The following is a 13285-nucleotide window of genomic DNA, read 5'->3' as shown; positions in this document are numbered from 1 at the left end:
CATGAGTGTCGGAGCAGCTCTCGAACTATTGCTGCGGTTGATTCATAGCCGAGCCATGAAGTTGGCGGCGTTGCCGGAGGATGAAAGGGATATACACTACGATCTCATCCGCCGCGCATGTTGCGGAGCCGCCGAGCACATCGGGCAAAACCCCGACACGGCAGCCATCACGGCAAACGACATGGTTGAGTTTGTTCGCGCACTGGTGGGAATCATCGAAGTGGGCTGTGGAACAGACCAAGGGCCAAGCACTGATCGGCCACCGCCAGCGCGACATTTGGCACCCGGGAGAATGGTATGACACGCATCTAGAGCATGATGCGAAAAGTGTGGGTGCTGGCCCAAAACATTTGGACATAGTGCGGACACGGACTTCCGCCTGCATCCGTCAGGGTCCCTCACCTCGTCCAACAAATTGATTTTGTTAGAATTTGGTGGGTGCGCACAGGATTGAACTGTGGACCCGCTGATTAAGAGTCAGCTGCTCTACCAACTGAGCTACGCACCCACTCGGCCGGCAAAAACCGGCGTTGGCGGGCATATAGCCGCCGACACCGGTCCTGTCCAGCCCTGCTGGAATCATTTCCCGACAAATCGCATCAAGCCTTGTCGTGCCGGGAAAGAATGCGGAGGCGATCAGACGAAAAGCTTGCCTTCCGCCACCTTGATCGCGTTGCCGCCGATGCGCGCGGATGCCAGCTTTCCGCCTAGCACAGTCAGTTCGAGGCAGATGCGCGATGGCCGCCCCATCTCCAGTCCCTGCTCGATCCACAATTGCGAAACCCCGTCCGTCGGGCCGTCGAAATGCATGATGGCGCCGGCGAAGGCCGCCGCCGCCGAACCGGTCGCCGGGTCCTCGTAGGACGGCGTGCCGGGCACGATCATGCGCACATGGAACGCGCTTTCGTGATTCACCGTTTCACGGCAATAGACGTACGGGCTGGCGAAGGCCCATTCGCTCTTGCGCGGCGCCAGTTCCGACCACGCCTGGTTGTCCAGCCGGATCCGGCCCGCCGCCTCGAGGTTGGCGACCGGGATGGTCACATAGGGCACGCCCGCCGACCAGAAGGCGACACGGTGATTCTCGAAGCCGATTTCGTGCGGTGTCAGGCCGAGTGCCGCGCCGATCGCCTCCGGATCGGCTTCGAGCTTCAGCGGCTCCGGCAGCTTGGCGAGGTCGAATTCGGCGAAGGTGGCGCCATCGTGCTTGCTCACGGCGCAACGCACCGGACCAATGTTTTCTTCCAGCACGAAAATGCCGGCACCGCCCTCACCGGCCAGTTCCGCCAGCGCGATTGCCGAGCCCACCGTCGGGTGGCCGGCGAACGGCATTTCATAATCGGGGGTAAAGATGCGGATGCGGTTTCGGTGCTTGGGATTGTCCGGCGGCAGCACGAAGACCGATTCGGACAGGTTGAACTCGCGCGCGATGGCTTGCATCGCGGCGGTGTCCAGACCTTTGCAATCCAACACCACCGCCAGCGGGTTGCCGGCCAGTCGCTCGGTCGTAAACACATCGTAAAGCAAGTAATTCCGGGTTTGCATTCCTGCCTCAATCCCAACATGGGCGAAATTTAATTTGATATTTGAACCGATAAGCCTGATCTGTGCACAGACAGGGACATTACGCATAATAGGGGTCCGACGTGGACCAGATTGTCAATCTGCCAAAGGCGGAATCGGATTCCGCCATTGAGACGGCGCTGGGGCTCGACCAGATCGGCCGGCGCAGGACGCGCCGCCGCGGCTGGCTCTACGCGCTGCTGGCGCTGATCGTCCTCGTCGCGGCTTTTGCCGGATACCAATGGTATGCCGGCACGCCGACCAGGATCGACTATACGACAGTGCCGGCCGGCAAGGCCAACCTCACCGTCCAGGTTTCGGCGACTGGCACGCTGCAACCCCTCACCCAAGTCGACATATCAAGCCAGCTCTCCGGCATCATCCGCTCGGTCACGGTCAACGAGAACCAGCAGGTGAAGAAGGGCGACGTGCTGGCTGCACTCGACACCGCCAAGCTGCAGGTCCAGATCGAACGGGCCGAAGCGTCCGCAAAAGGGGCGGCTGCCAACGTCGAGGACGCCCGGGTGACGCTCACCGAGAACGAGAGCGCGCTTGTCCGCGCGGCGGCCCTGACCAAGCGCGGCATGGCCACTGACCAGTCGCTCGAGGCCGCGACCGCGACCCGCGACCGCTCCAAGGCAGCGCTCGACAGCGCCGAGGCCAATCTCGCCATCGCCAATGCAGACTTGAAATCGCAGCAGACCGATCTCGCCAACAGCACCATCTACGCGCCGATCGACGGCATCGTGCTGACCCGTTCGGTCGACCCCGGCCAGACGGTCGCCTCTTCGCTGCAGGCGCCGGTGCTGTTCATCATCGCCGCTGATTTGAGGAACATGGAGCTGGTGGCGGCGGTCGACGAAGCCGACATCGGCGCGGTCAAGTCAGGCCAGCATGCCCGCTTCACCGTCGACGCCTTCCCCGACCGGCCGTTCGATGCCGAGATCCGCGACATTTCCTATGCCTCGGTCACGACGGATGGGGTCGTCACCTACAATGCGCGGCTCGAGGTCGACAACAGCGAACTTCTGCTGCGCCCGGGCATGACCGCCACCGTTTCGGTGGTTACGCGGCAGGCCAAGGATGTGCTCACCGTGCCGGCCAGCGCCTTCCGCTACCGACCGGCGCAGCAGGCCCCGCGCGGCTGGAGTCTCAGCGACCTGTTCACCGGCCGCATGGGCCGCCCCGACCGCCAACGCCAGGCGGCGAAGGCCCCGACCGATGGTTCTCGCACGCTCTATGTGCTGGAGAACGGCCGGCCGCATCCGGTCAACGTCAAGATCGGCTCCACCGATGGCGAACTGACAGAGATCACCTCCGGCCTGGAGGAAGGCGCGCAGATCATCACCGCCTCGCAGTCGCGGAGCTGAGGCTATGGCCGCGGGCGCGCCCCTCATCACCTTCGACACGGTCTGGAAGAGCTACGGCCAAGGCGAAGCCAAGGTGCATGCGCTGGCCGGCATCGACCTTGCCATCCGGCGCGGCGAATTCGTCGCCATCATGGGTCCGTCGGGCTCCGGCAAGTCGACGGCAATGAACATCATCGGTTGCCTCGACACGCCGACGGCCGGAACCTACTCCTTCATGGGCGTCGATGCCGGCCGGCTCGACCGCAACCGTCGCGCCATGCTGCGCAACCTTTATGTCGGCTTCGTCTTCCAGGGCTACAATCTCTTGGCCCGCACCACCGCGGCGGAGAACGTCGAACTGCCGCTGATCTATCGCGGCGTCGCCGCCCGCGAGCGCCGCGACCTTGCCATGCAGGCGCTGGCTGAGGTCGGTCTTGTCGGCCGCGAGCATCACACGCCGGCCGAGCTCTCCGGCGGCCAGCAGCAGCGCGTGGCGATCGCACGCGCCATCGTCACCAGGCCGACGCTGCTCGTCGCCGACGAGCCGACCGGCAATCTCGACACGGCGCGCACCCACGAAATCATGGAACTGCTGACGCGGCTGAACAAGGAGCTTGGCCTGACCGTCGCCATGGTCACGCACGAGGCCGATGTCGCCGAATATGCCGAGCGCACCATCCGCTTCCTCGACGGCCATGTCGCCTCCGACACAATGAACATGGAGACGGCATGATCTGGGAAACCATCCGCCTCTCGCTGCGCTCGATCCGCCGCAACGTGCTGCGCTCGTTCCTGACCTTGCTCGGCATCGTCATCGGGGTCGCCGCCGTCATTGCCATGCTGACCATCGGCTCCGGCACCACGCAAAAGGTCAAGGCCGACATCTCCAAACTCGGCAGCAATCTGCTGGTCGTCCGGGCCGGGCGCCCGGCCGGTCCCGGCGGTCCGGGCGGGCTCGATCAAGCGGTGCGGCCGCTGGCGGAAAAGGACCTGGCGGCGCTGGTTGCGCATCTCTCCGGCGCGCGCGCCATCTCGCCGGCATCGCAGAAGCAGGTCCGCGTCATCTTCGGCACCGAAAGCCTGACCTCAGGCGTCACCGGCACCGACAGCGCCTATCTCGATGCACGCGACTGGAAACTGGTGTCCGGCCGCCCGTTCAGCGATTCCGAGAGCCGTTCGGGCACCGGCGTGTGCCTGATCGGCGAGACGGTGCGCCAGCAGTTCTTCGGCGCCGGCGATCCCGAGGGTGAGATCATCCGCGTCAACCGCACCTCCTGCAAGATCGTCGGCCTTCTCGAGCCGAAGGGCTATACCGGCTTCGGCCAGGACCAGGACAATGTCGTGCTGATGCCGCTCGCCGCCTATCAGCGCCGCATCGCCGGCAACCGCGATATCGACAACATCTACATCGCCGCCGACGACCGCACGCCGACCACCGAATTGCAGCCGCGCGTCGAGGATATTTTGCGCGATGCGCGCCGTATAACCCCGGACCGCGAAAGCGATTTCGCCATCCGCGACATGACCCAGATCGCCGACGCTATGGCCAGCGCAACCACGACGATGACCGGCATGCTGGGCGCGGTCGCCGGCGTCAGCCTGCTGGTCGGCGGCATCGGCATCATGAACATCATGCTGGTGTCGGTCACCGAGCGAACGCGCGAGATCGGCATCAGGCTCGCCATCGGCGCGCATGAAAAGCACATCCTCATCCAGTTCCTGGTCGAGGCGACGGTGCTGTCGCTGCTCGGCGGCATCATCGGCATCCTGATTGGCCTGGCGCTGGCTGGCCTCGCCTCGATGACCTTGACCATACCCTTCGCGCCAAGCCCGGCGGTCATCCTGCTCGCCGTCGGCTTCTCCGCGCTGATCGGCATGGTATTCGGCTTCTTCCCGGCCCTGCGCGGCGCCAGGCTCGATCCGATCGACGCGCTAAGGCATGAGTAACGAGCAAGCTGCAAAGGCGCCCGGCACTCCGAGCCGTTTTACACAACCTTCGACGTTTCCGCCCCACCCAACCCTGTCGTCGCTGTGTTGGCGATGTTATGCCAAGGCATTCCTGGTCGAGGAGCAGCTGATGAGCAAGAAAGCGCGCGTGGTCCTGACAATGGTGGTTATCGAAGCTGTCCTGGCAGGCATCTGGTGGTATCTCGCCGATTACGGGATGGCCAGTCCCGATCGCGTCAAACCGGATTTCCAGGCGGTCGTCGGCCAGACCATGGGTATGGCGATGGGCGGCTTGCTGGGCATCGGCTTCATCCTGTTCTTCGTCGCCGCGCGCAACGACCGCAAGGCGGCGCGCTAATTCGAAAAATGCCACTCGATCAGGGGCTTCATGTGCGGCGACAGACCGTCCGGCAGGTCGTCGGCATGGCGGATGATCACCGGCCCCTCGATCTCCGGATCGGCTTCGGTGGCGACGAAGGCCAAGATTCGGCGCGCTATCTCATCGGCAGGCTCGTCGACGTGATAGCGGCGGAAGATGACGGTGCCGCTTGCCGTCGACAGCGCGTGCCAGCGCACCCCGCGCCTGGCATCCGACAGGTCGAGCCCGGTCTCCTCGCGCACCTCGCGGATCATGTTGAAATCGACATCGACCAGCCCATCGCGGAAATCGCTCGGCTCGAACGAACCGGCGGCGAAATAGACCCGGCCGGCATTGACGGTTCGCGGTCCCATGCGGATCGCCACCAGCGCATTGTCGCCGGCCACCAGCACGGCATGGGCATAGGCGTGTTCGGCGCCGGAATTCTCGCGCCGCTTCCGCCACAGCATGAAGGTCGAGTAGTTGACCGCATGGCAGAGGCCAATGAGACTGCGGTCGCGATAGGCAAGTTCCGAAAGCAGAACCACGGTGCCGTCGAAGAGCGCCGGATTGGTCTCGATCTCGCTCTGCCAGTTCTCGGCGATCGCCCCGGCATTATCCACCGCGAAGGGATGCGGGCCTGCATCGAGGCGCACATCGATGGCGTCGACCGGCAGGATGACATTGCGTGGAAGATCAAAGCTCATGTCGGCTCAGGCCCGATCCTGCCCATCAGGCCCCATACTCCCCATCATGCCCGTACTCCCCATCAGGCCATGTCCAGCGTGATCGCCACCGGGCAGTGGTCCGAAGCCTTGGGCCGGTCCCAGCCGGCGCGCGGAAAGCGCTCAACTTCCTGGCCCGCGGGAAAGATCGTGCGCCAGGGCTGACCGTTGCGGATGATGTCGGGAACCGCGGTGGCGTTCTTCGCCGCCAGTCCCCTGGAAAGCAGGATATAGTCGAGCTGGCACAGATGCCGCTCTTCGGGTCCGCGTGTGTGATAGAAGGTCCAGCGGTTCATTTCCGGCCGCCGCTCCACCACGTTTTCGCAGAAGCCGCCCGCTGTCAGCACATTGATGCAGGACAGGTTCTCGTCAACCACCTCGAAACGGTAGCCGTCCACCTCATCGCCGGCGATCTTCACCCGCTGGCGGTAATCGTTCATGTCGCCGCAGATCGCCCAGCGCTTGTCGGCAGCATGATCCACACCGAAACGCTCCTCGATGATGCGCCGCACGGCCTGCGCTTCCGCGACGCGCACCGGCATTGTCGCTTCGCGTCCGTCGAGCCCGTTGCGGGGCGAGCCCATCGACTTGAAGTGCACGAGATAAAGCGTCATCGGCGCGCCGCCCACCTTGATGTCGACTTCCAGGCAGTCGCGCCGGAAGATGCGTTCATTGGGCAGGTTGCCGAGGGCCGCCAGCTCCGGCGTGTGCAACCCGAACTGCTCGTAGGTGACATAGGCGTGGCTGGTCATGCGCACGAATTCGATCGGTTGTCCCTGCGCGGTTTCGTTGCGCATCATCACGGCGACATCGATGCCGCGCGAATCATTGCCCGACGTGGTGTATTTCTGGCGGTAACCCTGCCCCACCATCTTGAACAGATAGCCGTACTCGAACGCCTTCAGCGCTTCGATGTTGTCGACCTCCTGCATGCAGATGATGTCGGCGCGGGTGGCGGCGATGGCTAGTGCCGTCAGCTGGCGCGTGTCGTCGGATTGCGCGATGGCGCGCGCCTGCTCCAGTATCTTGTATTCGGCCTCGCTCTGGATATCGAACATCGCCAGCGTGCGATCCTCGTTGAGCTGGTTGCGATAGCCGGAAAAATCGAACCTGTTCATCAGGTTCTCGACATTGAAGGTGGCAAGGCGCAGCGACATGCCCTGACATTTGCCTGCAAGAGCACCGGAAAACAAGATCGCGGGACCACAAGCAGCGATGCTTTGGTCCTGGTGGCCTTCGCCCTATGGTTGACGGAACCTTTCCGTTCATCCGCCGTTCAGACGCAAAGGCCCACAGTAAGCCCATTCCCAGGGTAGGCGTGGGGCCTGTGTCTCTTGGAGAGTGCAATGAATTCGCTCTTTTCTTCCACTGTCAAATCCGGGCTGATTGCGCTCGGTATTGTCTCCGGTATCACGGCGCCATCCGCCGCCGGTCCGATCCTGCAGCCGGATGTATCGGTCCCGACCAGCACCGCCGCGCCAACGGTCACCCCGGTCCGCGAAGGCTGGGCGGGCGGCAACAATGGTGGCGGCGATTGGAGATGGCGCCGCAACTGGAACGGCGGCCACTGGAATGGTGGGGGCAACTGGAGCGGCCGCCACTGGAATGGCGGCGGCAACTGGGGCGGTCGCCATTGGAATGGCGGCAATTGGGACCGCGGCGATGGTTGGCGCTGGCGTCATGGCCGCCGCCACTATCGCGGCGGCTACTATGATGATGGCGCCGCCGCAATCCTCGGTCTTGGCCTGGGGCTTGGCCTCGGCAGCATGTACAACAATTATAACAACTACGATTACTATACGCCGGCGCCGCGCCGCTACTACCGCGCCGGCCGGCTTTCGAGCGCCCATGTCCGGTGGTGCTACAACCGCTACCGTTCATATCGCGCCTACGACAACACGTTCCAGCCCTATAACGGCCCGCGCCAGCAGTGCTGGTCGCCCTATAGCTGAGCTGACTACGGCTGACACCAGAAATGAAAACGGCGCCACCTGGCGCCGTTTTGGTTTTGACCGTTCGAAGTTAGAGGGCTTCGAGCCTGTCGATTTCGCTCAGTTCTTGGCCTTGTCGACCAGCTTGTTCTTGGAAATCCACGGCATCATCGCGCGCAGCTTGGCGCCGACTTCCTCGATCTGGTGGCTGTCATTGTTGCGGCGGATGCCCTTGAAGCGCGACATGCCGGCGCGGTATTCCTGCATCCACTCCGAGGTGAATTTTCCCGTCTGGATGTCCTTCAGCACGCGCTTCATCTCGGCCTTGGTCTCGGCGGTGATGATGCGCGGACCCGAGACGTATTCGCCCCATTCGGCGGTGTTGGAGATCGAGTAGTTCATGTTGGCGATACCGCCTTCATAGATCAGGTCGACGATCAGCTTGACCTCGTGCAGACACTCGAAATAGGCCATTTCCGGCGCGTAACCGGCTTCCACCAGCGTCTCGAAGCCGGCGCGGATCAGTTCGACCAGGCCGCCGCACAGCACGACCTGCTCACCGAACAGGTCGGTCTCGCATTCCTCGCGGAAATTGGTCTCGATGATGCCCGAACGGCCGCCGCCGACGCCGCAGGCGTAGGACAGAGCGAGGTCGAGCGCGTTGCCCGAGGCGTCCTGGTTGACTGCGACCAGGCACGGCACGCCGCCGCCCTTCTGGTATTCGCCGCGCACCGTGTGGCCCGGGCCCTTCGGCGCGATCATGACGACGTCGACGGTCGACTTCGGCTCGATGAGGCCGAAATGCACGTTGAGGCCGTGCGCGAAGGCGATCGCGGCGCCGTCGCGGATGTTCGGCGCGATCTCGTTCTTGTAGATGTCGGCCTGCAATTCGTCGGGGGTTGCCATCATCATCAGGTCGGCCCATTTGGCGGCATCGGCGACGCTCATTACCTTGAGCCCGTCGGCCTCGACTTTCTTGGCAGTCGCCGAGCCGGCCTTGAGGCCGATGGCGATCTCCTTGGCGCCGGAATCCTTGAGGTTGAGCGCATGCGCCCTGCCCTGGCTGCCATAGCCGATGATGGCGACCTTCTTGCCCTTGATCAGGTTGAGATCGGCATCACGATCGTAATAGACACGCATTTTACTTCCTTCCCGTTTTGAAGATCAAAGGCCTTGAGGCCCGGTTTTTGCTCCGAAAAGAGCGAGAAACTGTTGCGTCGCGCGGATGGCATCGCCGCTGATCGCCGCCTCAGTCAATTCCAGCCGGTCACCGAGCAGCAGACGGATCTGCACATCCCGGCCAACCAGCCCGAAAAAGGTACGGAATGCCGTCTCGGCATCCGCAAATTCAAGGAGTCCTGCCTGCCGGCCGGCTTCAAGCACCGGCTTCAGCCGCTTGGCCAGTGCAAAGCGCCCATTCTCCAGCACGACGGCGCCGAGATTGTCCCTACCCGACCCCGCATGACCAACCGCCACCCTATTGAGCGCGATCGAGGTATCGCTTGAAATGACCTTGAGCCAGTCGCAGGCAAAGCGCTCCAGGCTCGCCGTCAGCGAGGCAAGGTCGAGCCCCTTCCCGTCAACCTGCGCCACACGCACCTTCGACGCCTGCCACTGCACGGTCGCCGTCAGCAGCCCGTCGCGGTCGCCGAACCATTTGTAGAGCGTTTCCTTGGAACAGCTCGCACGCCGCGCCACGGCGGTCATGGTCAGGTCGTCGCCTTCCTCGACCAGCAGCCGCAGTGCCGCATCCAGGACGGCCTGCTGCCGCTCCGTCAGCGTCTCGCTGTTGTCGATGTCAGGCACGATGTGCAACATGCTCTTTCCTCGCGGCGACCAAGCCAGTCATTTTCGGCAAGCCGTACCGTACGTTACGGTTCGGCCTTTCTATGACCTATTGCACCGAACCTGGCAAGCCCTATTTCTCTCCGGTCGGCTTCGCTGCCGCCGTCCTAAAGGGGGAAACATGTTGGTCGGTTTGCTGGCCTTGGCCATAGCCGCCGTGTTCACCGGTGCGGCGATCTATGTCAGCGTGGCCGAGCAGCCGGCACGGTTGCGGCTGGATGACAGGTCCCTGCTCCAGGAATGGCAGCCTTCCTACAAACGCGGTGCGGCCATGCAGGCATCGATCGCCATCGTCGCCTGCGTTCTCGGCCTTGTCGCCTGGTGGCAGACCGGCGGGCTTGCCTTTCTCGGCAGCGCGGTGGCGATCATCCTGCCCTGGCCGTGGACCCTTGTTGTGATGATGCCGACCAATCGAGTGCTGGAGGCAATGGACCCGGAAGCGGTCAATCCGCAGGCCAGGGCGCTGATCGTCAGATGGGGCAATCTGCACCTGGTCCGCGCGGCGCTCGGTGTGCTGGCGACGCTGTCTTTTCTGTGGGGCAGCCATCTGCCTTGACCCGCCAGGCCGGGCTCGTCCCTGCGGAATCAGTCCGCGGCAGGCGGATGGCGCAGCTGGCCGAGCAGTGCCGAGACCGTGCTCAACTCATCCGGCGAGAGCTTGGCACCCACCAGTTCGGCGATCGAGCGTCCGTAGATCGTCCACATCCGGCGGCGCGTCTCACGTCCCCTGGCCGTGATGCGGATGGTTTGCCCACGGCCGTCATCGGCCACCGGCAGTTTCTCGACCAGCCCGTCGGCCTCGAGCCGGGCCAACAGCCGCGAGATGTTGTATTGCGCAAACAGAGTGCGTTCGATCAGTTGAAATGGCCGCAAGCCGCCCTCGCCGGCCTCGGCAAGCTCGTGCAGCACGTCGTACCATGCAAGCGGCGGCAGGCCGTCCTCCTTCAGCGCGCCCTCGGCACGTTCCATCAGTTGGCGCGACACCCGCATCAGGCGGGCCCAGACCTTGATGGCATCCGGCGAAGGCATGGCTGTCTCTGTCATGGCCGTATCCTAAGAGATAGATGCTACTGCATCAAGCTTGACGATCAATGCATATGCATCTACGTAAATGCAATTGCATCGACATTGAAAGGTACATCCCATGAGACCCGCCGACACCCTCATTCTCGTCAGCCATCCCCTCTGCCCCTATGTCCAACGTGCGGCGATCTCGCTGGCCGAGAAAGGCGTCCCGTTCGAGCGGATCGACATCGACCTCGCCGACAAGCCGGACTGGTTCAAGGCGATCTCGCCGCTCGGCAAGGTGCCGCTGCTGCGCGTACAGCGAACTGGCGACGAGACGATAATCTTCGAATCCGCGGTCATCCTCGAATTCCTCGAGGAAACACAGGCCAATCCGCTCCACCCTGCCGACCCCTATGCCCGCGCCCGGCACCGTGCCTGGATCGAGTATGGCTCAGCCATCCTCAGCGCCATCGGCCGGTTCTATTCAGCGCCGAGCGAGGCCGGCTTCCTCGCCGAGTCCAGCGCGCTGTCGGCGATGTTCGACCGCCTTGAGGCTGAACTCGCTAACGATACCCCACGGAGCGGGCCATGGTTCGCTGGCAGCCGCTTTTCCCTCGTCGATGCCGTTTACGGTCCGGTCTTCCGCTACCTCGACGCTTTCGACCGGATCGGCGATTTCGGCATCCTGGAAGGCAAGCCGCTCGTCCAGGCCTGGCGCGAAGCGTTGAGCGACCGTCGGTCGATCAGGCAGGCCGTGGCGCCGGATTATCCGCAGCGCCTGCATGCTTTCCTGCGGGCGAAGGGGTCTTTTCTATCGAGCCTCATTCGGCAACGCGATCCGGCCAGCGCGCTTCGGCAAGCCCAACTCGCCTGAACGGATCGATCACCGTGCCGGCCACCATCGAGGCCAGGAACCGCGGCGCCGGCGGAATCTTGGCGATCGTCGCCACCAGCCTGTCGCGGATGAAAGGCAGCGCCACGGAGTCCGACTGATAGAAGGGCGTGAATGCCAGCGACAGCGCCTGGAAGGCCCGCACATGCCAGCGCCGCGCTTTCGCATAGCCTTCGAGCGCAGCCTCGACGCTGCCCGTTCGCTCCAGCGCATGGCTGAGCGCCGCGGCGTCGAGCAGCGCCATGTTGGCGCCCTGGCCAAGCTGCGGACTGGTCGAATGCGCGGCGTCGCCGATCACGGCCAAACGCCGGCCAACCGGAGACTTCATCGTGTGATGGCCATAGCGGGCCAGCGAGAGCTGGTCGAAACTGTCGATCTGGCTGGTGAACGCCTCGGCCTGCGGCCACAGCCGCACCACCCGCTCCTTCCAGGCATCGATGCCAAGGTTGCGCACGGCATCGGCATCCGCCGGTTTCAGGCTCCAGAAGAATGCCGCCATCCTTTCGGAACCCGGCTCTGGCCGGCCGATCGGCAGCACGCCGATCATCACGCTGGCCTTGTCGTAGCGCTGCAAAAGCGCGTGCTCGTCAAAGCCCTCGCCTCGCCAATCCAGCGATGCCCATAATGCGCCATAGGTGAGTGGTCGTGGCGCCCCGGCATTGCCGGCGCACTGCCGCAGTTTCGAACGCGAACCGCTGGCGTCGACGACAAGATCGAATGGTCCCGCCCTTCGTCCATCGGCACGGACCAGCGTCGCCCGGTCGCCGGTCTCCAGGGTTTCGATTTCGACGCCGGTTTCGATGGCGATGGTCTCACGCCGGGCAGCGCGAAACAGCACGCCGAATAGGGCCGCCCGGTGCACCGCCAGGCCGAAGCGACCGCCGTGCTGGGCGTCGTAGCGGACGTCGAGCACGGTGCGGCCGGTGGAGGCATCGGCGCCATGCAGCCGGTCGATCCTACTGCCCAGCGCCATGATGTCGTCGAGCAGACCGAGGTCGGCAAGCACCGTCAATCCGGTCGGCTGCAGGATCAACCCGGAGCCGACCGGCTTCGGTTCCTCGAAGCGCTCGAAGATGGTGACCCGGTGCCCGGCACGCCTGAGATAGAGCGCCATGGCCAATCCCGCCGGACCGGCGCCTGCAATTGCGATATCGTAGAAAATGCCGCTGCCCCCAAGCCGAACTGGCCGGGACAATCCTTCAGCCGCCGGATGAAATCAAGTCGCGACGCCGAAGGCTACCGGCTGGTCAAGCCGGTGTTGAATCGAAGGCAGTGCGGGCATCGCGCACCGCATCGTGGTTGTTTTCAGCCCACTGCAACAAATGCTGCAAAGCGTCGAACATCGAGCGCCCAAGGTCGGTCAGGCTGTATTCGACACTGGGCGGCTTGGTCGGAAACACTTCGCGACGCACATAGCCGTCGCGCTGCAGATCATAGAGCGTCTGGGTCAGCATGCGCTGCGAAATGTCGGGAACCAGCCGCCGCAGCTCGCCGAAGCGATAGGGCTGCTCGGCCAGGGCCGCCGTCAACAGCGAGCTCCATTTGCCATTGAGCCCCTGAATGACGTCGCGGACCGGGCAATCGGCAATGTTTCCGCCTTCGGTCATCGCTTTGTAAACTTCGAGTTTGGATTTCAGATTGACGGTCCGGCTGTCCATGACTGGTTC

At 63.8% G+C, this 13285-nt stretch carries 15 protein-coding genes and 1 tRNA gene; 7 read left to right on the top strand and 9 right to left on the bottom strand.

Annotated elements, in window-relative coordinates; genetic code table 11:
* Positions 1-432: 432 nt before the first annotated feature.
* Positions 433-508 (bottom strand) — tRNA-Lys (locus O7B34_RS09720).
* A gap of 128 nt (positions 509-636) precedes the next feature.
* Positions 637-1545, bottom strand: a complete 909-nt coding sequence (locus O7B34_RS09715) for a PhzF family phenazine biosynthesis protein (protein WP_337145842.1) — start codon at positions 1543-1545, stop codon at positions 637-639.
* Between the two features lie 101 nt (positions 1546-1646).
* On the opposite strand from O7B34_RS09715, the gene O7B34_RS09710 reads away from it, so the two are divergent.
* From O7B34_RS09710 to O7B34_RS09695, 4 genes are all read left to right on the top strand, one after another.
* On the top strand, positions 1647-2933 hold the full coding sequence (locus tag O7B34_RS09710; protein ID WP_337145840.1) for an efflux RND transporter periplasmic adaptor subunit: 1287 nt from the start codon (positions 1647-1649) through the stop codon (positions 2931-2933).
* Between the two features lie 4 nt (positions 2934-2937).
* On the top strand, positions 2938-3645 hold the full coding sequence (locus tag O7B34_RS09705; protein ID WP_337145838.1) for an ABC transporter ATP-binding protein: 708 nt from the start codon (positions 2938-2940) through the stop codon (positions 3643-3645).
* Positions 3642-4859, top strand: a complete 1218-nt coding sequence (locus O7B34_RS09700) for an ABC transporter permease (protein ID WP_337145836.1) — start codon at positions 3642-3644, stop codon at positions 4857-4859. The genes O7B34_RS09705 and O7B34_RS09700 overlap by 4 nt, the downstream gene beginning before the upstream one ends.
* 130 nt (positions 4860-4989) lie before the next feature.
* Complete coding sequence (locus O7B34_RS09695; RefSeq protein ID WP_337145834.1) at positions 4990-5217, top strand: hypothetical protein; 228 nt, start codon at positions 4990-4992, stop codon at positions 5215-5217.
* Here O7B34_RS09695 and O7B34_RS09690 read toward each other — a convergent pair.
* Both O7B34_RS09690 and O7B34_RS09685 read right to left on the bottom strand, forming a co-directional pair.
* The gene (locus O7B34_RS09690) at positions 5214-5924 is read right to left on the bottom strand and encodes a hypothetical protein (RefSeq protein WP_337145831.1); all 711 of its coding nucleotides are present in this window, start codon (positions 5922-5924) and stop codon (positions 5214-5216) included. The genes O7B34_RS09695 and O7B34_RS09690 overlap by 4 nt on opposite strands.
* A gap of 62 nt (positions 5925-5986) precedes the next feature.
* A complete protein-coding gene (locus tag O7B34_RS09685; RefSeq protein WP_337141661.1) occupies positions 5987-7099 on the bottom strand; it encodes an endonuclease/exonuclease/phosphatase family protein in 1113 nt (370 codons plus the stop codon).
* Positions 7100-7288: 189 nt separating this feature from the next.
* Here O7B34_RS09685 and O7B34_RS09680 point away from each other — a divergent pair, with 189 nt between their 5' ends.
* Positions 7289-7894, top strand: a complete 606-nt coding sequence (locus tag O7B34_RS09680; protein ID WP_337145829.1) for a BA14K family protein — start codon at positions 7289-7291, stop codon at positions 7892-7894.
* A 99-nt stretch (positions 7895-7993) separates the two neighbouring features.
* On the opposite strand, the gene ilvC is transcribed toward O7B34_RS09680, so the two are convergent.
* Together ilvC and O7B34_RS09670 are read right to left on the bottom strand one after the other, a co-directional pair.
* Positions 7994-9013, bottom strand: a complete 1020-nt coding sequence (gene ilvC, locus O7B34_RS09675; protein ID WP_013531065.1) for a ketol-acid reductoisomerase — start codon at positions 9011-9013, stop codon at positions 7994-7996.
* Positions 9014-9037: 24 nt separating this feature from the next.
* On the bottom strand, positions 9038-9691 hold the full coding sequence (locus tag O7B34_RS09670; RefSeq protein WP_337145827.1) for a TetR/AcrR family transcriptional regulator: 654 nt from the start codon (positions 9689-9691) through the stop codon (positions 9038-9040).
* A 151-nt stretch (positions 9692-9842) separates the two neighbouring features.
* Here O7B34_RS09670 and O7B34_RS09665 point away from each other — a divergent pair, with 151 nt between their 5' ends.
* The gene (locus O7B34_RS09665) at positions 9843-10274 is read left to right on the top strand and encodes a DUF1772 domain-containing protein (protein WP_337146125.1); all 432 of its coding nucleotides are present in this window, start codon (positions 9843-9845) and stop codon (positions 10272-10274) included.
* Between the two features lie 29 nt (positions 10275-10303).
* On the opposite strand, the gene O7B34_RS09660 is transcribed toward O7B34_RS09665, so the two are convergent.
* The gene (locus O7B34_RS09660; protein WP_337145825.1) at positions 10304-10762 is read right to left on the bottom strand and encodes a MarR family winged helix-turn-helix transcriptional regulator; all 459 of its coding nucleotides are present in this window, start codon (positions 10760-10762) and stop codon (positions 10304-10306) included.
* Between the two features lie 100 nt (positions 10763-10862).
* On the opposite strand from O7B34_RS09660, the gene O7B34_RS09655 reads away from it, so the two are divergent.
* Positions 10863-11600 carry a glutathione S-transferase family protein gene (locus tag O7B34_RS09655; protein ID WP_337145823.1) on the top strand — a complete coding sequence of 246 codons (738 nt, stop codon included), beginning with the start codon at positions 10863-10865 and terminating at the stop codon, positions 11598-11600.
* Here the strand turns inward: O7B34_RS09655 and O7B34_RS09650 are convergent.
* Together O7B34_RS09650 and O7B34_RS09645 are read right to left on the bottom strand one after the other, a co-directional pair.
* Entirely contained in the window at positions 11548-12813 is a 1266-nt protein-coding gene (locus O7B34_RS09650; RefSeq protein ID WP_337145821.1) for an FAD-dependent oxidoreductase, read from the bottom strand. The two genes, O7B34_RS09655 and O7B34_RS09650, sit on opposite strands and share 53 nt — an antisense overlap.
* Positions 12814-12865: 52 nt before the next feature.
* Entirely contained in the window at positions 12866-13276 is a 411-nt protein-coding gene (locus O7B34_RS09645; RefSeq protein WP_337141655.1) for a winged helix-turn-helix transcriptional regulator, read from the bottom strand.
* Between the last annotated feature and the right edge of the window lie 9 nt (positions 13277-13285).

Origin of the sequence: Mesorhizobium sp. Cs1299R1N3 (assembly GCF_037179625.1) — a bacterium.
Taxonomy (GTDB): domain Bacteria; phylum Pseudomonadota; class Alphaproteobacteria; order Rhizobiales; family Rhizobiaceae; genus Mesorhizobium; species Mesorhizobium salmacidum.
The sequence above is the reverse complement of the archived record's forward strand: the minus strand, read 5'-3'. Positions and strand labels throughout refer to the sequence as shown.